Genomic DNA, 21,489 nt, shown 5'->3' on the forward strand with positions numbered 1-21,489 from the left:
GCGACACGCCTTACCTCTCCACGAAAATTACTTTCATGCGGTTTGAAATCTCGATCTCGAAATGATTTATGAGTTTCACAACCCATTCGAACGTGACCCTTTCGAGGAGTACCGCATGACGCCTGACTTCGGCTATTGGCTGCTGGTTTATGCAGCCGTTGCCATCATCGCTTTGATCGTCCTGATCGCCCGTTACCGGCTCAATCCGTTTATTGTCATTACCTTGATTTCCATTGGCCTGGCGCTGGTGGCCGGGATGCCAGCCTCGGGTGTGGTGGGGGCGTATGAGGCTGGGGTTGGCAAAACGCTGGGGCATATTGCGCTGGTGGTGGCGCTGGGGACGATGCTTGGCAAGATGATGGCCGAGTCCGGGGGCGCCGAGCAGATGGCGCGCACGCTGATCGATAAATTCGGCGAGAAGAACGCGCACTGGGCGATGGTCTGCATCGCTTTTCTGGTTGGGCTGCCGCTGTTCTTCGAAGTCGGTTTCGTCTTGCTGGTGCCGATTGCGTTTACCGTGGCACGGCGGGTTGGCGTGTCGATTCTGATGGTCGGTTTGCCGATGGTCGCCGGCCTGTCGGTGGTGCATGCGCTGGTGCCGCCGCACCCGGCGGCGATGCTCGCGGTGCAGGCCTATCAGGCCTCGGTCGGGCAGACCTTGCTGTATGCGATTGCCATCGGCATTCCAACGGCAATCATTGCCGGGCCGCTGTACGCCAAATTCATCGTGCCGCGCATTCAGTTGCCGGCGGATAACCCGCTGGAAAAACAATTCCTCGACCGCGAACCACGGGACAAACTGCCGGGTTTTGGCATCACCATGGCGACCATTCTGTTGCCCGTGGTGTTGATGCTGCTCGGGGGCTGGGCCAACCTGATTTCCATGCCGGGCAGCGGCTTCAATCAGTTCCTGCTATTCATCGGCAACTCGGTGATTGCGCTGTTGCTGGCGACGTTGTTGAGCTTCTGGACGCTCGGGATTGCTCAGGGTTTCAACCGCGAATCGATCCTCAAATTCACCAACGAATGCCTGGCGCCGACAGCCAGTATCACCTTGCTGGTCGGCGCTGGCGGCGGCTTGAACCGGATCCTGGTCGACGCAGGCGTGACCGATCAGATCGTCGGCCTCGCGCACGAATTTCACCTGTCGCCGCTGATCATGGGCTGGCTGTTCGCCGCGTTGATGCGCATCGCCACCGGCTCCGCGACCGTGGCGATGACCACCGCGTCCGGCGTGGTCGCGCCGGTGGCCATTGGTCTGGGATATCCGCACCCTGAGCTGTTGGTGCTGGCGACCGGCGCCGGCTCGGTTATCTTTTCCCACGTCAACGACGGCGGCTTCTGGTTGATCAAGGAATACTTCAACATGACGGTCGCCCAGACTTTCAAGACCTGGACTGTATTGGAGACCCTGATTTCGGTGGTCGCTTTTGCAATGACCGTCGGTCTTTCTTACCTGCTGTAACCGGAGCCCACCGCCCATGGACATCCTCTACCAGATCCGTGCCCGCCAGGATTCCTTCAGCGCCGGCGAAGGCCGCATCGCCCGGCTGATGCTCGACGACGTCGGTTTTGCCGCGAGCGCCAGCCTCGAAGATCTGGCGCAACGTGCCGAAGTCAGCACCGCCACGCTGTCGCGTTTCGCCCGCACGGTTGGTTGCCGCGACTTGCGTGATCTGCGCCTGCAACTGGCCCAGGCCAGCGGCGTTGGTAGCCGTTTTCTCGACCCGGCGGGCACGCCTGAACAGTCGGCGTTCTACGGGCAGATCGTCGGCGACATCGAAACCACGCTGCGCCAGCATCTGGCCGGATTCGACGAGTCACGCTTCGCCGACGCAGTGAAACTGCTCGGCCAGGCGCGGATGATTCACGCCTTCGGCATGGGCGGTTGCTCGACCCTTTGCAGCGACGAATTGCAGGTACGCCTGGTACGTCTCGGCTACCCGATTGCGGTGTGTCATGACGCGGTAATGATGCGCGTCACCGCCGCCAGCCTCAACGCCGAACAAGTGCTCATCGTCTGCTCGCTGACCGGCATCACCCCGGAACTGCTCGAGACCGTCGAACTGGCGCGCAATTACGGCGCACGCATTCTCGCCATCACCCGCGCCGATTCGCCGCTGGCCGAACTGGCCGACATCGTCCTGCCGCTGCAAGGCGCCGAAACCTCGTTCATCTACAAACCGACGGCGGCGCGCTACGGCATGCTACTGGCCATCGACGTGCTCGCCACCGAGCTGGCGCTGGCCAATCCTGAAGACAATCAAGAACGTCTGCGGCGGATCAAACTCGCCCTCGACGAATACCGAGGCGGCGACGATCACCTGCCGCTGGGAGACTGACATGCTGTACGACACCCTGATTCGCAATGCCCTGATCATCGACGGCAGCAACACGCCCGGATACAAGGCCGACGTGGCGATTCGCGAGGGCCGCATCGAGCGCATCGGCGACTTGCACGATGCCACGGCGCCCGAAGAAATCGACGCGGCCGGCCGTGTGTTGGCGCCGGGTTTTATCGACGTGCACACCCACGACGACACCGTGGTGATTCGTCAGCCGGAAATGCTGCCCAAGCTCAGCCAGGGCGTGACCACGGTGATTGTCGGCAACTGCGGGATCAGCGCTTCGCCCGTGAAATTGAAGGGCAATCCGCCGGATCCGATGAATCTGCTCGGCACTGCGGCGGCCTTCGTTTATCCGCGATTCAGCGATTACCGCGCGGCAATCGAAGCGGCGAATACCACGCTGAACGTGGCAGCACTGATTGGCCACACTGCATTGCGCAGCAATCATCTGGACGACCTGTTTCGCACCGCCACGCCGGAAGAAATAACTGCGATGCGCGAGCAGTTGCGCGAAAGCCTTGAGGCCGGTGCATTGGGTTTATCCACAGGTCTGGCCTACGCCAGCGCCTACAACGCGTCGACCGATGAAGTGATGCAACTGACTGAAGAGCTGACGGCATTCGGTGCGGTATACACCACCCATTTGCGCAGCGAATTCGCCCCGGTTCTGGAGGCGATGGATGAGGCCTTTCAGATCGGCCGCCACGCCAAATCGCCGGTGATTATTTCCCACCTCAAGTGTGCCGGCGTGGGTAACTGGGGGCGCAGTCCGCAATTGCTCGCATCATTGGAAGAAGCCGCGAAAACCCACCCGGTCGGCTGCGATTGCTACCCGTATGCGGCGAGTTCTTCGACGCTGGATTTGAAGCAAGTCACCGATGCGCATCGCATCACCATCACCTGGTCGACGCCGCACCCGGAAGTCAGCGGTCGCGACCTGATCGACATCGCCGCCGAATGGAATCTGCCTCTGCTCGATGCCGCCAAAAGTCTGCAACCGGCGGGCGCGGTGTACTACGGCATGGACGAGGCCGATGTACGAAGAATCCTCGTGCATCCATTGTCGATGGTGGGTTCTGACGGACTGCCGGAAGACCCGTTCCCGCATCCGCGTCTGTGGGGCGCTTTCCCACGGGTGCTCGGACATTTCAGTCGCGATGTCGGCCTGTTTCCGCTGCACACCGCGGTGCACAAGATGACCGGCCTGTCGGCGGCGCGATTCGGCTTGAAGGAGCGGGGCGAGATTCGTGAAGGCTATTGGGCGGATCTGGTGTTGTTCGACCCGGCGACCGTGCGTGATGTGGCGGATTTCACTGATCCGCAACGCGCCGCGCAAGGCATCGATGGGGTTTGGATCAACGGCGTGTTGAGTTATCGCGAGGGACAGGCGACGGGCCGTCGTGAAGGTCGTTTCCTTGCGAGGCAGGGCGATTTACGCGGCGGATTTACCTCGCCTTAGAAGGCGCTGAAGGCTGCAGTAGACGAATGATGGCACATTGGAACTAAAGATTTTATCGGCCAAGCCGAATCGCTGACATTCAGTGGATTTGGCGTTCGTCGCCGAGGGAGTTTCATGTATCGCGTTTGTTTGCTTGTCGCCGTCACGCTCTTGAGTGGTTGCGTCGCCACCCCGCAAGATAAACAGGCTGCCGCAGGCGCTGGAGACAGTGGCATCCTGTTGCGTCCGATCGTGACCGATTCGATTATTCGTGAAGGCGATGTCCTGAGCTTTCAAGTCAGCGAGAGCGGCAGCAATCAAGCAGGCTCGGGCATCCTTGCGCAACTTGAAGCCTCCTGCACGGCGGATCGCGGCAGTTTGCTTTACCTGACCAGCTCTGTCCGTCGCTACCTGGGGACCAATAGTCGCCAGTACAGCGAGGGCTTGCCCATTCCTGCGGCGGTTTATCCGGCGCTCAGGCGTAACCCTGACTTTATCCGTGCCTGCGCACAGACACCGCAGCCCGACTGGCGGGTGGTCAAGGGCTCGGGCGAAGAACAGTGGGTATTGATCGATCGCAACAGCCTCAAGAACGAAGGCGGTGAGCTGAAATTCTGGGCTGCATATGACAACCCTTTTGTTGCGTTTGATATGCCTTATGACGCGCCCTACGCACAAAAGCGCGAGCAGTACGCGGTCAATTGCACAAAGCAGGTTTTCCGTCAGGTCGCCGGGTATGACCTGAATGCCGCCAACACGGTGACCGATGGCCAGGATCGCACTTCCCTGACGTCTACTGCGATCGCCGGCGGCAATGCCGAATACGAAATGCTGTTCAAACTGGCGTGCGAAAAACCACAATCCATCGCGCAACTGCCGGTGTTCGTGCCGCGTGCCAAGAAGACCCTTCCGGTCAGCCTGCCGAAGGTGCCCGAGGAGGCGCTCTCCGCCATCAAGCGCCTGAATATGCCCCCGGTCAGCAAGCCCCTCAGCTACGTGGAAGTGGTGGGCAAGTCCACCTACAAATCCACGACTTCGGACATGCGTGAGGAACGTTTCCTGGAAGTCGACGCTGCCAGCGGTCAGTTTTCCCAGCGCTTGACGGCCAAGCGTTACGAAGGCAACAGCGTGACTTTTCGCGGGCTGTTCGATCTCGTCAGGCAATCCCTGTACGGCAAGGGGAGTTCTTCGACGATGAAGGACGGTTCCAGCATGGAGGAACTCCATTTCACCGGCGACTGGCAGCATATGCCGGTCAACGGCAAACTGGGTTACACAACGCGATCGCGCTCGTTCAACTCGCTGATCGGCAAGTCCAGCGATATCAGCCGCAGCAACGAATGTACGGTCGTGCGTGAACTGTCCGCTGGTGAGCTTAATGCCACGCTCAGCGGCGCGGCCAAAGAGCTTTTCTGCCGGCAAGATAACGATGAGTACGAACGGGTCGACACGTATTACTACCTGCAGGACTATGGTTACTTTTTCTTCGCACGCACCGACAAGAACAGTTTTTACTACCATGACGTCACGCTCAAGACAGTACGCTGAGCCGGCAGTTTGAATCCGACACGCCCGCCTCAGACGGGCGTACCCCATACGCGAGAGCATGCCCATGAGCTTCGGTAAAACCACTCCGATACTGCGAATTTTCGATGAGCGCAAAGCACTGGAATTCTATGTCGACTTCCTCGGCTTCAAGATCGACTGGCAGCATCGCTTCGAGGCGAATTTTCCGTTGTATCTGCAGGTGTCGCGAGGCGAGTGCGTGTTGCATCTGTCCGAGCATCATGGCGACGCGAGCCCGGGTTCGGCGTTGCGTATCGAGACCGATGAGCTGGAAGCGTTTCAGCAGCAGTTGATCGCCAAGGACTACAAGTTTTCGCACCCGCAGATTCAGGCGATGCCGTGGGGCAGTCAGGACATGACGATTGCCGATCCGTTTGGCAATCGGTTGGTGTTTACCAATGCGATCAGCCTCTGAGGTGAAGCGAAAGCGCTACTTCAGCCAACGCAGGTGTTGAATGTCACACCGCCATCGCTGGCAAGCCAGCTCCCACAGTGTTTGGTGTCGTGCATAAAATTTGTGATCACCGCTGAACCTGTGGGAGCTGGCTTGCCAGCGATGAGGCCAGAACATTCATCCCCGATGCATCTGCCGAAATTTCCCCGGCGGGATCCCGCATCGGCTCTTGAACGTGCGGTGAAACGACCGCGGTTCGGTAAACCCCAGATACTGGGCAATGTCCTGAATCGGCAGCGTGCTGTTGAGCAGATAATGCTCCGCCAGCTCCTGACGCAAGTCATCGAGAATCTGCTGATACGACGTTCCCGCCTGATGCAACTGCCGCTGCAACGTACGCACTGAAACAGCGAGCTGTTCGGCTACCTGTTCCTTGCGCGGCAAGCCTTCCTTGAGCAATTGGCGCAGGATGTTTTTCACCTGCTGCTCCAGCGACGCATCCTCCAGCGCCGCCATCAATCCCAGCGCATGTTCTTCCAGCGTCCGCAGTAATTGCGCATCGGCCTGGCGCAACGGCAGCTGCAAATAAGCCAGCGGCACCACCAGCGCTGAATAGGGCTGATCAAACCACACCGGGCAATCAAAAAACGCCTCGTACTGCGCCGGTGTCGCCTCGGCCGGGCAGGCATGTTCGAACCAGACAGCGGCCGGCGACAACTGCGTATCAGCAATCCAGCGCGCATAGTGCAGCCACGAACCGAGGACGTTCTCCACCAGATGCCGACGAATCCGTGCGCGCTGATAACGGCACGTCCAGATCAGATGCACGTGGCCATCCAGCACCTCGACGCGACTGACGCCCATGTCACCGACCAGTTTCTCGAACGGCATGATCCGGCTCATCGCATCGCCCAGCGTGGCGCAGTTCATGGTGATGTAGCCGAGCACGCTCCACGAGTTGGGCAGGACGAAATTCGCCGCGTGGAGCCCGAACAACGGATCGCCCGAATGTTCGCAGAAATAATCCAGCAAGCGTTCATGCGCCTCACCGGGCAAGCGCAGGGTATTGTCGCTCAGCTGCTGCGCCTGCAAACCCGCCGCTGCCAACGCAGGCTCGATGGCCATGCCCAGTTGTTCGGCGTGGCGCAGGTACTTGAGCAACGGCGGAACCGAGGTGAAGCCAAGCGATTGCATGATCGCATTCCTTTGATCAACGGCAGCGGAGGCGGACGAATTGCCTGAAAGGTAATTTGAAACCCCGACTAAAGTAAATGGCTGACGCTGGCGCGACGTTTGACTCAATTGGCTACACGAACTGGCCGGATGCGACCACGGTGACGAGCAAAGAGCGCTTCAGTAGCGCAAGCCATAACGCAATCGCGGGCAAGCCCGCTCCCACAGTTAACGAGTCGAACACAACCTCTGTGTACGACTCAAAACCCTGTGGGAGCGGGCTTGCCCGCGATTGGTTTTTTGCTTCAGCGCTAAATCAGGATCAAACGCGGAAGTGGCTGACCATCTGCTGCAACTGACCACCCAAGCGTGCCAGTTCAACACTCGACGCTGCGGTCTCATCACTCGCTGCGGCGGTCTGTTCCGACACGTCGCGGACGTTGATGATGCTGCGGCTGATTTCTTCAGCCACGGCGCTCTGCTGTTCAGCCGCCGCGGCGATCTGCTGGTTCATCGACTGGATGTTCGACACCGTGCGGGTGATGTTTTCCAGCGATGCGCCGGCCTTGCGCGTCAGGGCCACGCTGCTGTCGGTCAGCGCGCGGCTGTTGTTCATCACCGCCGAGACTTGCTGGGTGCCGTTCTGCAGACCGGCGACCAGGCCTTCGATTTCTTCGGTGGATTTCTGCGTGCGCTGAGCCAGACCACGCACTTCGTCAGCGACCACGGCAAAACCACGACCGGCTTCACCGGCACGTGCCGCTTCGATCGCGGCGTTCAGCGCAAGCAAGTTGGTCTGTTCGGCAACTGCCTTGATCACGTCCATGACGCTGCCGATCTTGTCGCTTTCCTGTTGCAGCACGCTCATCGCTTCGGTGGAACGCACCACTTCGCTGGCCAGACGTTCGATCTGTGCGATGGCTTCGTTGACCACTTTGTCGCCTTCGCGGGCTTCACCGTCAGCAGCGGCGGCGGCTTGCGAAGCTTCTTCGGCATTACGCGCGACTTCCTGCACGGTGGCAGTCATCTCGTGCATGGCGGTGGCGACCTGATCGGTCTCGACTTTCTGGCTGTTCACACCGGCGCTGGTCTGCTCGGTCACGGCCGACAGTTCTTCGGCAGCGCTGGCAATCTGGGTGACGCCGTCGCGGATGCCGCTGATCAAGTCGCGCAAAGTCACGCCCATGCGCGCGATGCCTTGCTGCAGCACACCGAGTTCGTCGCGGCGGGTGACGGTGACGTTCTGGGTCAGGTCGCCGCTGGCGATGCGCTCGACCACGGCCAGGGTTTCTTGCAGCGGGCGGGTGATCTGACGGGTGATGATCACCGCGGCGATCACGCCAACCAACAGCGCGAGCAGGGTGCTGATCAACTGCAGCGTGCGCGCCTGAGCGCTTTCGACATCGCGGCGGTCGAGCTGGATCTGATACAGCTGCTCGCTGGTGGTGACGATCGCGGCGCCTTGATCGGTCATTTCCTTACGCGCCTGCACAGCGTCAGTGTTGGCGTTTTTAAACGCCAGCAATGCGCTGCGGTAGTTGCCGAGCGCGGTTTCCAACTTACGCAGAGCGTCTTGCTGACTGTCAGCAAAGTGCACGTTCAATTGCTTCAGGCTGGCGATGGCCACATCGAGTTGGCCGACGGCTTTCTGTTCGGTCTCGGCGTTGGTGGTGGCCATGTAACCGCGCACTTCGTAGCGCGTGAGGATGAACGCTTCCTTGGCGGTGGTGATGGCCTGGAACTGTTCGAAACGCTGCTCGCTGATGTCCATCTGCTGCACGCGTTTGCTGATCGCTTCAATCAGGCTGTAAGCGGTTTGGGCATTGGTGTTCATGGTGTCGCGCGCAGTGTTGCCGGTGCGATAGGCATTGCGCATTTTGTTCAGGGACGTCTGGTATTCAGCGATGGTCGCTGCCTGCTCCTTGAGCAGTTTGACGTTTTCCGGGCTCTTGAAGCTGCTGATCAGCTTTTGCTGTTGGGCAGCAAACGCTTCCAGGGTGGTCTGCACGTTTTGCGCGGCAGTTTCATCGCCGTTGGTCAGCATGTACTGCAGGCGCACCACGCGCAGTTTGGTCAGCCCCGAATTGAGCTGGGTGATATCGCTCATCCAGTTGCTGCGGTCAATCAGGCCGCCCAGGCTGGTCCAGCCCGTCAAGGCCAGCACGCAGGTCAGGGCCAGCACCAGGCCGAAGCCCAGGCCCAATTTCATGTTTACGCTGATGTTGCCGAACCAGCTATTCATCACAAATCCTCCAGAAACGTTGGGTTTCTTGGTCGTCGGTTAGGCTGGAAGATTGTTGTTTTTTTGAGCCAGCAAGGGTGTTAGCAGGTTTGTATCGGCAGCAAAGCCGAGAGCTGAAAGGATTTTGTCCGACAGAATTTGTAACAAGCGCTCCCAAGACTTTTTTCACATGGGTTTCACTGGCTGCCAACGCCCGCCTCTGTACCTTCGCCGCATCGAATGACAAGTGATAGATGCCGGCGAGGCGGCTTTTTGTGGAATTGAGACTGAAACTGTTCGGCGTCAGACGCGCCATCGATCTGAGCGGTTTGGCGCGTTTTCGCAACACCTGGGTGGTGTTGGCGGCCTCGGTGCTGATGATTCCGTTGACGCTGTGGCTGCTGGCGCCCGCAGCTGTGCCGGATCTGGCCCACGGCAATGTGGCCGGCGCGCAGGCGTTGGCGCAGGGCTGGGCCGAAGGCGACGTGATCGTGCTGGTGCGCCACGTCGAGCGTTGCGATCACTCCAAAGCGCGCTGCCTGAGTGGCAATGACGGCATTACCGAGCGTTCGCGCAGTGTCGCAGGCGCAGTGGGCTCGCAGTTCGAACAACTGGGGCTGAACAACGCCGATCTCTACAACAGCCCGATAGAACGCACCGTGCAGACGGCCGGCCACATGTTCACCAAACTTTCAACCGCCGCCGATTGGCTGATCAGTTGCAAGGGACGCATGTTGCAAGAGGCGCTGGCGCACAAAGTGCCAGGGCGTAACTTGATTCTGGTGACCCACAGCGAGTGCATCGCGCAATTCGAGAAAGACCTGAAAGTGCCGGCGTCCGACCCCGGTTATGGCTCTTCGTTGTTTGTTTCCGCTGCAAATCCGGCGGCTCCGAAAATGCTCGGCTTTATTGAAGCCTCCGACTGGCGCACGGTGACCACCCGATGAAATCCCGTTTCTACGCATACAACTTCGGCATTGCGCTGCTCTGCGCAGCGGCGGTGTTTCTGATGTTCGACATGACCCGAATCGACATCGCCTTCAGCAATCTGCTGTTCGATCCGCTGACCCAGACGTTCCCTCTCGACAAAATTCACTTCTTCGAAAAACTCACGCACAAGTGGGCGCGAATCATTCCGAACTGGACAGCAGAAATCGCCCTGATCGGCGCAATGCTCTCGGTGATCTGGCCGCTGGTCAATCCGCAGAAGCAACCGCGTCTGGGTGCGTTCCTTGAGCGCAGCAGAGTCGCGCCTGTACTGCGCTTTACAGCTGATCACCGTCGGGATTTTTTCTTTATCGTGGTGGCGTTCGCCGTCTGCACTGGCGTGATCCATTTCCTCAAAGCCCACACCAGCGTTTACTGCCCGATCGAGACCACGTTATATGGCGGCAAAATGGCTCATATCGAGTGGTACGAAAATTTTCAGCTGTTCCATGAAGCGGGTGATGGCCGTTGCTGGCCGGGCGGACATGCGTCCGGCGGCTTCACCATGCTGGCGTTGTACTTTGTTGCGCGGCGCTATCAGTCGCGGTTTTCCAAGGCGATTTTTTGGGGCTCGATATTGCTCGGTTTCGTTTACGGCACGACGCGGGTTCTGCAGGGCTGGCACTACATGTCCCATACGCTCTGGGCCGGGATCTTCGTGTGGCTGGCGTGTTTGCTGACGGCAATGGCGTTTTATGGTCGGGCGCGACTGGAGAAACCGGTGTTGCGCACATCCGCAACACCGGCCGTTCTGCATCAATCCGAATCGGTGGCCTGACGTTCGAGGGCGGCCAGCGCGGTGGGCGTGAGGATGGTCAGCACCAGGCGTGAAGCGAAGTCGGCGCTCATATGTACCGTATTGGTAGCGAGGCGTTTGCAGGTTGCCTGACCTTCAGCTTCGCCGCTGTTGGGGTTGACGTCGAAGTGCGGAAAGTTGCTGCTGGCAATATCCAGCCGCAAGCGATGTCCGCGCTTGAACAGGTTGCAAGTGGCGAATGGCTCAATCACTACTTTTACCCGCTGTCCCGGCACCAGGGCCTGCGGGTTTTCCCATGAGTCGCGATAGCGGCAGCGCACGATCCCGTCGGTAATGTTCATCGCGTAGCCGTCCGGGTAGACGTCGACCAGTTTGGCGGTGAAATCCGTGTCGAGGCCGTCGCTCTCCACCCATAATTCAATGCTTAGCGGGCCGGCGACGATCAGGTCTTCCTTCAACGGTGCAGTCTCGAAACTCAAGACATCGGCGCGTTCGGCCAAGGGTCTGTCATCAGCCGTGGTGCCGAAAAAATCGGCGCGCTCGCGTTGATCGAAAGCGCCGCCGACAAACACCGGGGCGCCGGAAGTCAGGGCGCCGCCAATGGTCGGGACCGGATGATCGGGGTCAGCGTGATAGCTCAGTTTCGACTCCCTTGCTGAAGGCGTGTCCTCGCTCAATTGCCGCTGATCATTCAGATAAAGGTTGAACGGCTGACTGCCGGGCAACGGCCACTGCGAACTCCGCAGCCAGCGTCCTCCGTGTTGCAAACGACCGTTGTCATCCTTCTCGCCATCGCCGCCGCCCATCAAAAACACCTGAACGGGTGCCGTTGTTTCAGGGGCGAGAGACTGATCCTTGAGCGAGCGCTCAAACCAGTCCAATCGGCAATCGAGCCAGGTGCGCGCGACATTGCCATCGAAGTTGGCCGCTGCGCCGAATTCAGCATCGCCGCTGTGGCTGATGTTGCGATCGCCGTGTAGCCACGGGCCCATGATCAAATGCTGGGGGCTGCGGTTGTGACGGTTGAAGGCATGGTAATTGGCCAGTGTCGAACTGACATAAGCGTCGTACCAACTGGACATGAACAACACCGGAATATCCGGCAGGTTATCGTAATGACCTTCGGCGTAGATGCCCGACTTGCGCCAGTAATCCGTGAAGCTGCCCTGCGCCCATTGCTCCAGCAGATAGGCTTCGTACTCCGGCACATGGCGAATCGGCGAGTGGCCGGCCTGCCAAGGCATGCGCGAAAACCACTGGTGAATGTCTTCCTGCTCCAATGCGGCGCGCACCTGCGGGTCGGCGAGGGCGGCAGGGCTTTCTTTCGCCTGACGCCAAGCCCAGGTTGCCTGCTTCAATTCAAAAGCTCCGCCCTGACGAATGCCGCACTGGAACGCATTCGAAAAACCACCGGAGTCGAGAACCATGCTGCTTAACCCCGGCGGATGCAGACAGGCCATCGCCAATTGCGTGTGCGCCGCATAAGACAAACCCATGCTGCCGATCCGACCGTTGCACCAGGGTTGCTCGACGATCCAGGCGAGGGTGTCGAAACCGTCTTCGCCTTCCGAGGTGTATTTGGTGAACACACCCTCGGAGGCATAGCGCCCGCGACAGTCCTGAAACACCGCAACAAAACCGCGCGCGGTGAAACGCGCGGCCATGGCTTCACGGGAAATGTGCAGACCGTCGAGTTGCTTCTCCGAGCGCGACGGTTTGCGCTTGTCGTAAGGCGTGCGTTCGATCACCACCGGCCAAGGGCCTGTGCTGTCGGTCGGCAGGTAAATATCGGTGGCGAGGCGGATGCCGTCGCGCAGCGTAATCATTTGATCGGGCAACAACTGCATCGCCGGGCCAACCTGTTCGCAAAGGGAATTCATATCAGAACCTTGTAGAAACCGGCGCCTGTCGCGTTGGCTGCAGGCGCCCGGATACTCAATAACCGGTAGACACGGCCACCGCCAGCAGCACCATCGCCAGCACCGCATAGATCAGGAAAAGCGGCAGGATGTAGCGCGCCCACTGGCCCCAGCCCACTTGTGCGGTGGCGAGCAGCACCAGCAAACCGCTGGAAGTTGGCGTGATCATGTTGGTCAAACCGTTGCCCAGCAAAAACGCGTACACCGTGGTTTGCGGACTGACACCGGAGAGCTGGCCGAGCGGGCCGAAGATCGGCATGGTCACGGCGGCCTGACCGGAGGTGGATGGAATCAATACGTCCAGACCCAGTTGCGAGAAGAACATCGCGTAGGCCGAAACGACCGGGCCGTGGTCGCTGACCACGCTGGCCAAGCCGTTGACGATGGTGTCGAGCACCTGGCCGGTGCTGAGGATGATTTCCACCGCCGTCGCCAGCCCGATCAGCACGCCGGCGATCAGAACCTTTTTCATCCCGTCGACAAAAGCGCTGGCGGCGGTGCTCGCGCCCATGCCGTGGATCGCCGCGAAGACCACGCTCAGGAGCAGATAGAACGCCGACAGCTCATGGTATTTCCAGCCCCAGCGATGCGAGGCAAACACCATGAAACCGACGCCAAAAGCCAGCACCAACAGGTTGAGCAAATGGCGCAGCGGCAGCGGTTTGTGTTCGAAGGTGATGACGGCGCTGTGGTCGTAGCCGTGGCGACGAATGCTCCACAACACAAACACGATCCCGACACTGAGGAACAGCGCATAAGCCGCGATGCGCATGCTCATCCCGCTGAAAATCGGCAGGCCGACCATCGGTTGCGCTACCGACAGCGCGACCGGATTGGTGATCGACGCCAGATAGCCGATCTTCACCGAGATGCACACGATGGCCAGGCCGATCAGGTTCGACAGCCCCAGCCGATTGGCCATCGCCACCATCAGCGGCACGATCAGAATGAATTCCTTGGCCAACCCCATAAACGTACTGCCGGCTGAGAACACCAGCATCAGCATCGGTACCAGTACATAGATGTTGCCGCGGGTCATGCCGAGCAAGCGTTCGAGCCCGGCGTCGATCACTCCGGCCTTATTCAGCACGCCAAACATGCCGCCGATAAACAGCACCATGAAAATCAGCCCGGCACGCTTTTCGATGCCTTGCGGAATCGCCATGAAGCCTTCGATCAGTGACACCGGTCTGGCGACCGGGTCCTTGGCCACGCGCGGCTCGACAGCGAACAGCTGGCTGAGGGAATGGCTCTTTTCCAGGACTTGATAGGAGCCCGGCACCACCAGCCCGTTCTGGCGCTCGAAAGTGCCGGAGTGGACCGCATAGGTGAAGCCGACCGCGAGCAAAACGATGCTCAACAGGATGATCGCCGGGTTGATGGTTTTACGTGGAGTCTGCTTGTCCGGCTGCGACTGACTGTCGGCAGCATCCGGTTGGGTGAGGCTGATCTGGGACATGGCGGTGAGCCCTTTGGCGTTTTTGTTTTGGGTGTCGACACTTCGATGGGGCAGACACTAGGGCAAACGCCAAGGGGCGACAACGTTATGCGAGGAGCGGGTCAGGCTATGCGTTTTCTGCTTTGAGCGAGCTTATTGCACGGGATTGATCGACTCGCCCAGACGTTGTTTGAGGTGGCTGGCGAATGCGCTGACGAGGGGCGAACGCTGCTCGTCGCGGCGGAATGCCAAACCGAATTCATAGCGCAATGTTGGCTGGAAGGGGCGCGTGACGATGGGCAAATGGGCGAAGTGACTGGCGAGCAATCCGTTGACGATCGACACTCCCAAACCTTGCGCGACGAAGCTGCATGCGGCGCCGACCGAGTGCACTTCGATACGCACTTGCGGCGTCAGGTTGACCGCGCGAAACACCTGATTGAGCTCCGCACGCAAGGCCCGTTGCCGGCCCAGCAACACCAGCGGCACATTGCGCAGATGCTGCACGTCGATCACCGGGTAGCGCGTCAGCGGATGATCAGCGGGCATCACGCAAACACCTTCGGTTTCCAGCAGCGGCTCGATGTCGAAGTCCGGCAGTTCGGTGGGCAGGCGGACAAAACCGAGATCGGCAGAACGGTCGAGCACGGCGCGCTCAATGGTGTCGTAGGAGCCGGTGAGCAACTCGACCACGATGTCATCGTGACTCTTGAGAAATTCGGCAACGATTTTTGGTAGCAGCTCTTGGGTCATGCTGGTTGGAACGGCAACCTTGAGCAGACTCTTGTGCGAGCGACCGATGCGCAATTCATCGGCCATGCGTTGAATGCGCTGCAGGCCATCCACTAATCCTGAGACCTCGGCGAGCAGCTCTTCGGCTTCCGGTGTGGCCATCAAACGCCCCTTCTTGCGCAGGAACAAAGCGAAGCCCAGGGTCTCTTCGAATTGTGTCAGCAAGCGACTCACCGCCGATTGCGAAAGCCCCATGCGAGTGGCCGCGCCGATGGTCGAACCGGTGGCCATGATGGCTTTGAAAGCCTCGAGTTGTTTGAGGTTCACGCTGACGATTCCCATGGTTCTGTAACGGTGCAGGCCTGCGAAAAACCCGCTTTCGCATAGCTTGATGCGCTTCTCGCATAACGTTGTGGACGCGCTGTCGAGCCGTTAGTGTCCGCCGCAATGCGCTGTTGAGTCCAGCCGTGCAGCACTACAAAAACCAGATCAATCCCGCTTGCGGGACCTTTGCGACTGCCCATAAAACCGACAATGCGGGGCTGAGGAAAACACCATGCGTGGACTGTTCACGAGAGGCGGCATTGTGTCCGCAGGATTGCTGGCGAGCTTGTCGCCAGAGCTGATGGCTGAAGGTTTCTTTGCCGATTCGCAAGGCAAACTGACCTTGCGCAATTACTACTTCAACGACGGTTATCGCGATGGCGGCGAAGATCGCAAAGAGTGGGCCCAGGGCTTTCTGCTCAACTTGCAATCGGGCTACACCGAAGGTGCGGTCGGCTTCGGTCTGGACGCATTGGGGCTGGCCGGTCTGAAACTTGATTCCAGTCCAACCCACGCCGGCACCGGTTTGCTGCCGGTGCACGATGACGGTCACGCAGCGGACGGTTTTTCCAGTCTGGGAGTGACCGCAAAAATGCGCATTGGCGAAGCGGTCATCAAGACCGGCAACCTGATGCCGAAGATTCCGGTACTGGTCTACAACGACGGTCGCCTGTTGCCGCAGACGTTTCGCGGCACGCAAATCGAGTACAGCGGCATCCGTGACCTGTATTTGCACAGCGGTCATCTGGACAAATTCAAGCAGCGCAACTCCACCGACAGCGTCGATCTCTATCCGCAGGGTTACTCCGGCAGCAAAGGCACCGACTTCGATTTTGCCGGCGCCAGCTACAAGTTCACGCCGAACTTGAGCGGTACCTGGTATTACGGTGAGATGCGCGAGTTCTATCGGCAGCAGTTTCTCGGCCTGGCGCACAAACTGCCGCTAGGCGGCGGCAGTCTGACCAGCGATTTGCGCTACTTCATCAGCGACGATGCCGGGGAAGCACGCAACGGCGCGGTCGATGCCGATATGTTCAGCGGCTTGTTCACCTATCGCCTCGGCGCGCATGCCTTGGGCGTTGGCTATCAAAAGGTCAGTGGCGACACCGCATTGCCCTACACCAGTGTGTCTACGGTGTACTCCTTCTCCAACGCAGGTGTCGGAAAATTCATCCAGGCTGGTGAACAAACGTGGATGCTGAGGTACGACTATGACTTCGCCGCCATTTTGCCCGGCCTGAGCCTGATGACCCGTTACTACAAAGGTGAGAACGGCGACTACAAGGGCCGCGACGCCAGGGAGTGGGAGGCTGACACCAACTTGCGCTACGTCATTCAAAGCAGCGTACTCAAAGGCTTAGGCATTGAAATGCGCAAGGCCACTTATCGCTCGACCTATGCCAGTGATCGCGACAACTATCGCCTGTACCTGACCTATGACATTGCCTTGTGGTGATTCAGTAACCGACGAAGTAATACGCCTGCCGCCCGACCTTCATGGTCTTCAGCACTTTCACTGGGGCGGTGGGTTCGATATCTGCGGCAATAACCGCCACATTGGTTGAAGAAACGCTAAGAAACTCCCGCAACTGCGCCTCGGTATCCAGACCCTTTAGCACGCTCTGCGTATAGAAAACGCTGGCGCCGCCCACTCGTTCGTTGGCTTGAAACAACGCCACCTGATGACCGTCCGCTTGCAGCGCTTGAATGTGTTCGGTCAGCGGCAGGAACGACAGGTGTTTATCGGCGTTTGGCAACGCCCATTGAGCGGCGCCGAGATAGCTGGCGATCACCACGGTCAGAATGCTGGCTGCCAATGTCTGACGATGACGAGCGATTCGGCCGACAAAGCTGTGGCTCGATTCGTAGGCTTTCAGCTTGTCGAAGAGTACGCCTGCGTACTCCGCCGCAATCACCGCTGCCGCCGGGGTTATCGACATCAGGTACACCGTGCGTTTGCTCGACGCCAACGTCAGCATGATGAACTGCGCAACCATCCACAGGCTGAAAAACAGCAGATAACGATTGGTCTTGAGCTGTTTGCGGAAATGCCACAGCCCCAGATACACCAGGATGTTCCACGGCAAAAACGCTTGCGGCAGTTTGGCGAGGTAGTAATAGAACGGCTCGTAATGCCCGGCCTCGATGAACGACCCGCTGAAACGACCGACGCTGTTGGTCAGCAACACTTCTCTGACCGCTTGCGCTCCGCCATGCTGATAAAGCACAACCAGCCAGATCAATAGCGGAATCAGCCCGACCACGGTCAGCAGCCCCGGCCGCACCCAATCAGCGATTTTCAGGCGTTTTTCGATCAAGGTATCGGCCAGCAGATAAGCGAAAATCACCACCCCCGGCATTGCCAGCCCCAGGACACCCTTGCTCAATGTGGCAATGGCGATCCCAATGACGAACAGCAGCGAGTTGCCGGCGGTCAATGCACGTTGCGCCTGGAAGAACGCCAGCAATGCCATCGTCACGCCGAGCGCGAGCAGCGCGTCTTCGCCGACGCCGCGCACGTTGCTCCAGTAGCTGGCCATGGTTGCCAGCAAAATCCCCGCCGTCCACGCGATCCGCTTCGGCCGTTCGAAACGTCGCAACAGGCCATACAGCATCATCACACTGAGCAATCCGGCCACCGCCGATGCCAGCCGAACCGACCAAGGCGATACACCGAACACGCGCATGGCGCCGGCATCAAGCCACAGACTCAGCGGCGGTTTTTCCAGAAACGGTTCGCCGAACAGGCGCGGCGTCACCCAGTCGTTGTCCAGGTGCATTTCCATGGCGATGCCGGCGACGCGGGCTTCGGTGGAACCCTGCAATTGATGACCGCCCAACGCGAAGAAAAACAGCAGGGCGGCAAGCAGAAACAGCGAAGAGGCGGCACGCGACATGGTTTCAGGCTACCGAAGGAAGCGGGACCCTCGAGCATACGTCGCCATTGCTGAACAAATCGTGAAGCTCACGCCAATGATCGTGACCAGCGCTTGTCCGGCGTTTCGAACACGGGATTGACCAGCGACGTCAGCACATGATCCTGCCAGCGCCCGGCAATGTTCAGGTAGGCCTTGGCATAACCCTCCCGTTCAAACCCCAGTTTCTCCAGCAGTCGCGCGCTGCGTTCGTTGCCGGGAATGTAGTTGGCCATGATCCGGTGCAGGTTCTGCGTGTCGAACATATAGCCGATCCCGGCCTCCAGCGCTTCGCGCATCAAACCCTGGCCCTGATGGGCTTCGTCGATGTGATAACCGAGATAACAGGCCTGAAACGCGCCGCGAATGATGCCGCTGAAATTACACGCGCCAATCATTTGCTGGCCATCCTGAGTCAACAACGCGAAATGCATCGCCAGCCCGGCCTCAAAGGCGCTGGCCTGAATCTCCAGACGTCGGCGAATCTGCTCGGTGGAAAAATATTCAGTGGTGCGAATCGGCGACCAAGGGGCGAGGTGGCGCAGGTTGCGTTGGTAGAACGCACTCTCGAGACCGGCCTGATCCGGGGCGAGAATCGCCAGCGTCAAGCGTTGGCAGGGCAGAGACAGCAGCGGCATCGGGCACTCCTTGGCGAAGGGTCTACCGGCAGCGTCGCGCAATTGCCTGGGGGACGGCAAGTGGTGATGATTTTCAGGCAAAAAAAAGCCCGCGGGAGAGCCGCGGGCGAACCGTAGTTTCTTGAATGAGCGAGCCGACTTTACAGGTTTGAATGTGAAGGGGCAGTGAAGAAAAATTCATTTCAGTAGCGGCCGCTCTAGCCCAGTTCAAGGCAGATAGGCGGCGGCGAAATCAGCTTCCGAGCGTGCGCGCAGATGGCCCTTGCGACAGGCCAACTGGAAGCGTTCGAAGTCGCGTTCGTTCTGCGAGGCGTAGTGTTGCGCGTACTTCAGCAGGGCATCGGCCAGGGCCTCGCCCTTGCCGATATAACCGCTGATCTGCGCCGCCAGCCCCGACGCCTTGGCATGGGCGCGAGCCAGCGCACGGCCACACACCCGACCATAGGCAGCGAAGGTTTCGGTGTCGAAGGTTTCCAGCTCGGCAGAAATCTTCATGTCGCGCAATTGCCGGACATAGAAATGCCGACCATGAGGCCCCGTGGCCCAGCCGAGAAACAGGTCGCTGGCCGCTTGCATCAAACGCTGGCCCTCAACCACTCGCTGACCCTCGTGGCGGACCCGTGATTTGCTTTTCACATAAGCGGCGAGCACCGAACGCCGCGCCTCCTTGAATTGCAGGAACAGCGGAAACCCCTGATCGTCAGTCAACAACGCCACCAGACAGCGCGTGCCGACACTGCCAACGCCGACCACTTTGAACGCCATGTCGTGCACATGAAAGCGCGACAACAGCTCGCGCCGATCGGGTTGTAGCGTGCCGCGATAATCGCGCATGAACGTGTCGTACAGCGGACGCCAATCCGACAGTCGCAGCCAGTCATCCTCGGCGTCCAGTAGCGTAGTGTTTTTGTGCAGATGGAAAATTTCCGGCAAGTCATCGCGAATGATCAGACGCCCATCCTGGTCGCGCTCGCTGATCTTCGGCAGCAGCTCCGCGTGCGTACGCCGCTCGGCTTTCTCGATGGCACGCTCGACATGCTCAAGGGTGCTCTTGCGCGCCTGAGCCAGCAGGTCGTTGTAGCTGATCGACTCGTACCAGTTCTCCAATGAGCTTTGCTCGGCGCACTCCAGCAAAGTTGCCTGATAGGCGCCGACCATATCGCGGCACACTTCTTCCTCGACTGAGTTGCCATGGCGCAGATCCCGCGCAGCCACCACAAAACTCGCCGCCAGGCGCTTCAGATCCCACTCCCAAGGCCCGGGATGCGCCTCGTCGAAATCATTGACGCTGAACAACAGGTTGCGCTCCGGCGTAGCGAAACCACCGAAGTTCATCAGGTGACAATCACCACAGATCGGCAGATTCAGCCCCATGGTCGCCGTACTCGACAGATCGTGTGCCTGCAGCAACGCGTTGCCGCGAAAGAAAGTGAACGGTGACACCAGCATGCGCCCATAACGCAGCTCGACCAGCGACTCGACCCGGCCCTGGCTTGACGCCTGGATCAGCGGGATCGGATCACGGTTCATTTTGCCGGCGACAGCCTGAGAACTGCGTGGGCAGTTCTGGCGAGCGTCTTTGCCTTGTTGCAGGCGGTCTTTCAGGGAAGTCATGAGGACTCGGTTCGGCGGAGGGCGCGCTGTGAGTGTAGAAGCGTTTTGTGCTTTTATCCGCTGATATCAGAGCTTGCCGCCGGCATAAAAAAGCCCGGCGTTTTGCCAGGCGTTGGGGATACGTTTCCGGGAGATCAGCCGCAGCGCGGGATCTCCAGATGCGACAAAGCCCGCACTTGGCGGGCTTTGTTGTTGAGTTGGTGGAGCCGGGGGGATTTGAACCCCCGTCCGCCAGTACTCCGCTGTCGGTACTACATGCGTAGCCGTTTCTATTAAGTTAACCCTCAGCGACCCGAAGGGCAGGGTGCTTTGGGCGAGTTGTGTAAGTTTTAGCCGCTTCGTCCACAACGTACTGCACGGCGATTCTGTTCTATATGACAATCACTTTGGGTTTACAGACATCCCCTGGTGATTGCTGGACCCGAAGGTACCAGAAGCTCAGGGCTAAGGCTGCTTACGCAGCGAGAGCGAATTCCTGGCCGTAGTTTTCGTCATTGGCAACTATAAGTAGTTGCAACAGTGGATTTACGACTTCTGTTACCAAGTCGGCATGCACCTAAAGTTTCGCAACCGGCGTCGAATCCTAAACGGCCCCGAACTCATTGCTCAGTACATCTGTTTGAGCAACAAGCGTGTGCAGTGTACGCCAATCAGCCCCTAAGGCCAACCCGAAGGTTGGCCGGGCGCTGATCAGTTGTTGGTGCCGGCTGCTTTTTGAAGGTCCGAGATGAGTTGCGAGGTTTCCGCAACGCAGTTATCGATTTGGCCTTTAGCCTTGAGGTCGTGCGCTCTGGTCACAGTGGCTTCTGCTTTTTGGCTCAGTTCTGGCTTTGCCGCCAGTTGGCCCTTCATATTGTTGATGGTCTGAATATTGGCATCACACAGGTCAGCAGGCTTGTCGGCGGCAAAGGAAGTGGAAGCCATCATCGATGCAGTAACGAACAGACCTAACAGTACAGAACGTTTCATGTGTATCTCCTTGAACCGAGTGGGGGTCCAGACTTCGCTGGCCGTCAGGACGGGCA

17 protein-coding genes, 1 other RNA gene and 1 pseudogene are annotated in these 21,489 nt (G+C 59.2%); 8 read left to right on the forward strand and 11 right to left on the reverse strand.

Features of this window, described 5'->3' with window-relative positions:
* Nucleotides 1-115: 115 nt before the first annotated feature.
* From AC3Y64_RS03605 to AC3Y64_RS03625, 5 genes are all read left to right on the forward strand, one after another.
* Nucleotides 116-1,465, forward strand: a complete 1,350-nt coding sequence (locus AC3Y64_RS03605) for a GntP family permease (protein WP_489986475.1) — start codon at nt 116-118, stop codon at nt 1,463-1,465.
* 16 nt (nt 1,466-1,481) lie between these two features.
* Nucleotides 1,482-2,342 (forward strand): MurR/RpiR family transcriptional regulator, encoded by an 861-nt coding sequence (locus AC3Y64_RS03610; protein ID WP_095191405.1) that lies wholly within the window; start codon nt 1,482-1,484, stop codon nt 2,340-2,342.
* 1 nt (nt 2,343) lies between these two features.
* Nucleotides 2,344-3,807, forward strand: a complete 1,464-nt coding sequence (locus tag AC3Y64_RS03615; protein ID WP_489986476.1) for an N-acyl-D-amino-acid deacylase family protein — start codon at nt 2,344-2,346, stop codon at nt 3,805-3,807.
* A 114-nt stretch (nt 3,808-3,921) separates the two neighbouring features.
* Nucleotides 3,922-5,334, forward strand: coding sequence for a hypothetical protein (locus AC3Y64_RS03620; protein WP_489986477.1), 1,413 nt, complete (start codon nt 3,922-3,924; stop codon nt 5,332-5,334).
* Between the two features lie 64 nt (nt 5,335-5,398).
* On the forward strand, nt 5,399-5,767 hold the full coding sequence (locus AC3Y64_RS03625) for a glyoxalase superfamily protein (RefSeq protein ID WP_489986478.1): 369 nt from the start codon (nt 5,399-5,401) through the stop codon (nt 5,765-5,767).
* Nucleotides 5,768-5,923: 156 nt separating this feature from the next.
* On the opposite strand, the gene gliR is transcribed toward AC3Y64_RS03625, so the two are convergent.
* The 3 genes and pseudogenes from gliR to AC3Y64_RS03640 form a co-directional block, all read right to left on the reverse strand.
* Nucleotides 5,924-6,940: an AraC family transcriptional regulator GliR gene (gene gliR, locus AC3Y64_RS03630; RefSeq protein WP_489986479.1), complete on the reverse strand. Its 1,017-nt coding sequence runs from the start codon at nt 6,938-6,940 to the stop codon at nt 5,924-5,926.
* Nucleotides 6,941-7,241: 301 nt separating this feature from the next.
* Nucleotides 7,242-8,105, reverse strand: a complete 864-nt coding sequence (locus tag AC3Y64_RS03635; RefSeq protein ID WP_370593494.1) for a methyl-accepting chemotaxis protein — start codon at nt 8,103-8,105, stop codon at nt 7,242-7,244.
* Nucleotides 8,100-9,161 (reverse strand): annotated as a pseudogene (locus AC3Y64_RS03640) (methyl-accepting chemotaxis protein); the annotation flags it as partial. The gene AC3Y64_RS03635 and the pseudogene AC3Y64_RS03640, both read right to left, overlap by 6 nt.
* A gap of 254 nt (nt 9,162-9,415) precedes the next feature.
* Here AC3Y64_RS03640 and pmrG point away from each other — a divergent pair.
* Together pmrG and AC3Y64_RS03650 are read left to right on the forward strand one after the other, a co-directional pair.
* Nucleotides 9,416-10,087, forward strand: coding sequence for a lipopolysaccharide core heptose(II)-phosphate phosphatase PmrG (gene pmrG, locus AC3Y64_RS03645; RefSeq protein WP_489986480.1), 672 nt, complete (start codon nt 9,416-9,418; stop codon nt 10,085-10,087).
* Entirely contained in the window at nt 10,084-10,905 is an 822-nt protein-coding gene (locus tag AC3Y64_RS03650; RefSeq protein ID WP_489986481.1) for a phosphatase PAP2 family protein, read from the forward strand. Before pmrG ends, AC3Y64_RS03650 begins: the two co-directional genes overlap by 4 nt.
* Here AC3Y64_RS03650 and AC3Y64_RS03655 read toward each other — a convergent pair.
* The 3 genes from AC3Y64_RS03655 to AC3Y64_RS03665 form a co-directional block, all read right to left on the reverse strand.
* Complete coding sequence (locus AC3Y64_RS03655; RefSeq protein WP_489987919.1) at nt 10,884-12,731, reverse strand: CocE/NonD family hydrolase; 1,848 nt, start codon at nt 12,729-12,731, stop codon at nt 10,884-10,886. The two genes, AC3Y64_RS03650 and AC3Y64_RS03655, sit on opposite strands and share 22 nt — an antisense overlap.
* An 88-nt stretch (nt 12,732-12,819) precedes the next feature.
* Entirely contained in the window at nt 12,820-14,262 is a 1,443-nt protein-coding gene (locus AC3Y64_RS03660) for a YfcC family protein (protein WP_489986482.1), read from the reverse strand.
* Nucleotides 14,263-14,394: 132 nt separating this feature from the next.
* A complete protein-coding gene (locus tag AC3Y64_RS03665) occupies nt 14,395-15,300 on the reverse strand; it encodes a LysR family transcriptional regulator (protein ID WP_489986483.1) in 906 nt (301 codons plus the stop codon).
* A gap of 229 nt (nt 15,301-15,529) precedes the next feature.
* Between AC3Y64_RS03665 and AC3Y64_RS03670 the strand changes: the two genes are divergently transcribed.
* Nucleotides 15,530-16,753, forward strand: a complete 1,224-nt coding sequence (locus AC3Y64_RS03670; protein ID WP_489986484.1) for an OprD family porin — start codon at nt 15,530-15,532, stop codon at nt 16,751-16,753.
* A gap of 1 nt (nt 16,754) precedes the next feature.
* Here AC3Y64_RS03670 and AC3Y64_RS03675 read toward each other — a convergent pair whose 3' ends face one another.
* The 5 genes from AC3Y64_RS03675 to AC3Y64_RS03695 all read right to left on the reverse strand — a co-directional run bounded on the left by AC3Y64_RS03675 (nt 16,755) and on the right by AC3Y64_RS03695 (nt 21,433).
* Nucleotides 16,755-18,194 (reverse strand): ArnT family glycosyltransferase, encoded by a 1,440-nt coding sequence (locus AC3Y64_RS03675; RefSeq protein ID WP_489986485.1) that lies wholly within the window; start codon nt 18,192-18,194, stop codon nt 16,755-16,757.
* 68 nt (nt 18,195-18,262) lie between these two features.
* On the reverse strand, nt 18,263-18,850 hold the full coding sequence (locus AC3Y64_RS03680) for a GNAT family N-acetyltransferase (RefSeq protein ID WP_489986486.1): 588 nt from the start codon (nt 18,848-18,850) through the stop codon (nt 18,263-18,265).
* A 207-nt stretch (nt 18,851-19,057) separates the two neighbouring features.
* Entirely contained in the window at nt 19,058-20,464 is a 1,407-nt protein-coding gene (locus AC3Y64_RS03685) for a DUF2252 domain-containing protein (RefSeq protein ID WP_489986487.1), read from the reverse strand.
* A 198-nt stretch (nt 20,465-20,662) separates the two neighbouring features.
* Nucleotides 20,663-21,059: a transfer-messenger RNA gene (gene ssrA / locus AC3Y64_RS03690) on the reverse strand.
* A 95-nt stretch (nt 21,060-21,154) separates the two neighbouring features.
* Nucleotides 21,155-21,433: a PA2433 domain-containing protein gene (locus tag AC3Y64_RS03695; protein ID WP_489986488.1), complete on the reverse strand. Its 279-nt coding sequence runs from the start codon at nt 21,431-21,433 to the stop codon at nt 21,155-21,157.
* Nucleotides 21,434-21,489 lie beyond the last annotated feature (56 nt).

It is taken from the genome of Pseudomonas sp. 4CAES_32.4, from assembly GCF_058136335.1.

What these genes read in the sequence shown, in the direction of transcription:
- AC3Y64_RS03680 (WP_489986486.1), bottom strand. Translation starts at nt 18,850, where the DNA reads ATGCCGCTGCTGTCTCTGCCCTGCCAACGCTTGACGCTGGCGATTCTC.
- AC3Y64_RS03615 (WP_489986476.1), top strand. Translation starts at nt 2,344, where the DNA reads ATGCTGTACGACACCCTGATTCGCAATGCCCTGATCATCGACGGCAGC.
- AC3Y64_RS03610 (WP_095191405.1), top strand. Translation starts at nt 1,482, where the DNA reads ATGGACATCCTCTACCAGATCCGTGCCCGCCAGGATTCCTTCAGCGCC.
- AC3Y64_RS03655 (WP_489987919.1), bottom strand. Translation starts at nt 12,731, where the DNA reads ATGCAGTTGTTGCCCGATCAAATGATTACGCTGCGCGACGGCATCCGC.
- gliR (WP_489986479.1), bottom strand. Translation starts at nt 6,940, where the DNA reads ATGCAATCGCTTGGCTTCACCTCGGTTCCGCCGTTGCTCAAGTACCTG.
- AC3Y64_RS03675 (WP_489986485.1), bottom strand. Translation starts at nt 18,194, where the DNA reads ATGTCGCGTGCCGCCTCTTCGCTGTTTCTGCTTGCCGCCCTGCTGTTT.
- AC3Y64_RS03650 (WP_489986481.1), top strand. Translation starts at nt 10,084, where the DNA reads ATGAAATCCCGTTTCTACGCATACAACTTCGGCATTGCGCTGCTCTGC.
- AC3Y64_RS03625 (WP_489986478.1), top strand. Translation starts at nt 5,399, where the DNA reads ATGAGCTTCGGTAAAACCACTCCGATACTGCGAATTTTCGATGAGCGC.
- AC3Y64_RS03605 (WP_489986475.1), top strand. Translation starts at nt 116, where the DNA reads ATGACGCCTGACTTCGGCTATTGGCTGCTGGTTTATGCAGCCGTTGCC.
- AC3Y64_RS03660 (WP_489986482.1), bottom strand. Translation starts at nt 14,262, where the DNA reads ATGTCCCAGATCAGCCTCACCCAACCGGATGCTGCCGACAGTCAGTCG.
- AC3Y64_RS03695 (WP_489986488.1), bottom strand. Translation starts at nt 21,433, where the DNA reads ATGAAACGTTCTGTACTGTTAGGTCTGTTCGTTACTGCATCGATGATG.
- AC3Y64_RS03635 (WP_370593494.1), bottom strand. Translation starts at nt 8,105, where the DNA reads ATGGGCGTGACTTTGCGCGACTTGATCAGCGGCATCCGCGACGGCGTC.
- AC3Y64_RS03620 (WP_489986477.1), top strand. Translation starts at nt 3,922, where the DNA reads ATGTATCGCGTTTGTTTGCTTGTCGCCGTCACGCTCTTGAGTGGTTGC.
- AC3Y64_RS03685 (WP_489986487.1), bottom strand. Translation starts at nt 20,464, where the DNA reads ATGACTTCCCTGAAAGACCGCCTGCAACAAGGCAAAGACGCTCGCCAG.
- AC3Y64_RS03670 (WP_489986484.1), top strand. Translation starts at nt 15,530, where the DNA reads ATGCGTGGACTGTTCACGAGAGGCGGCATTGTGTCCGCAGGATTGCTG.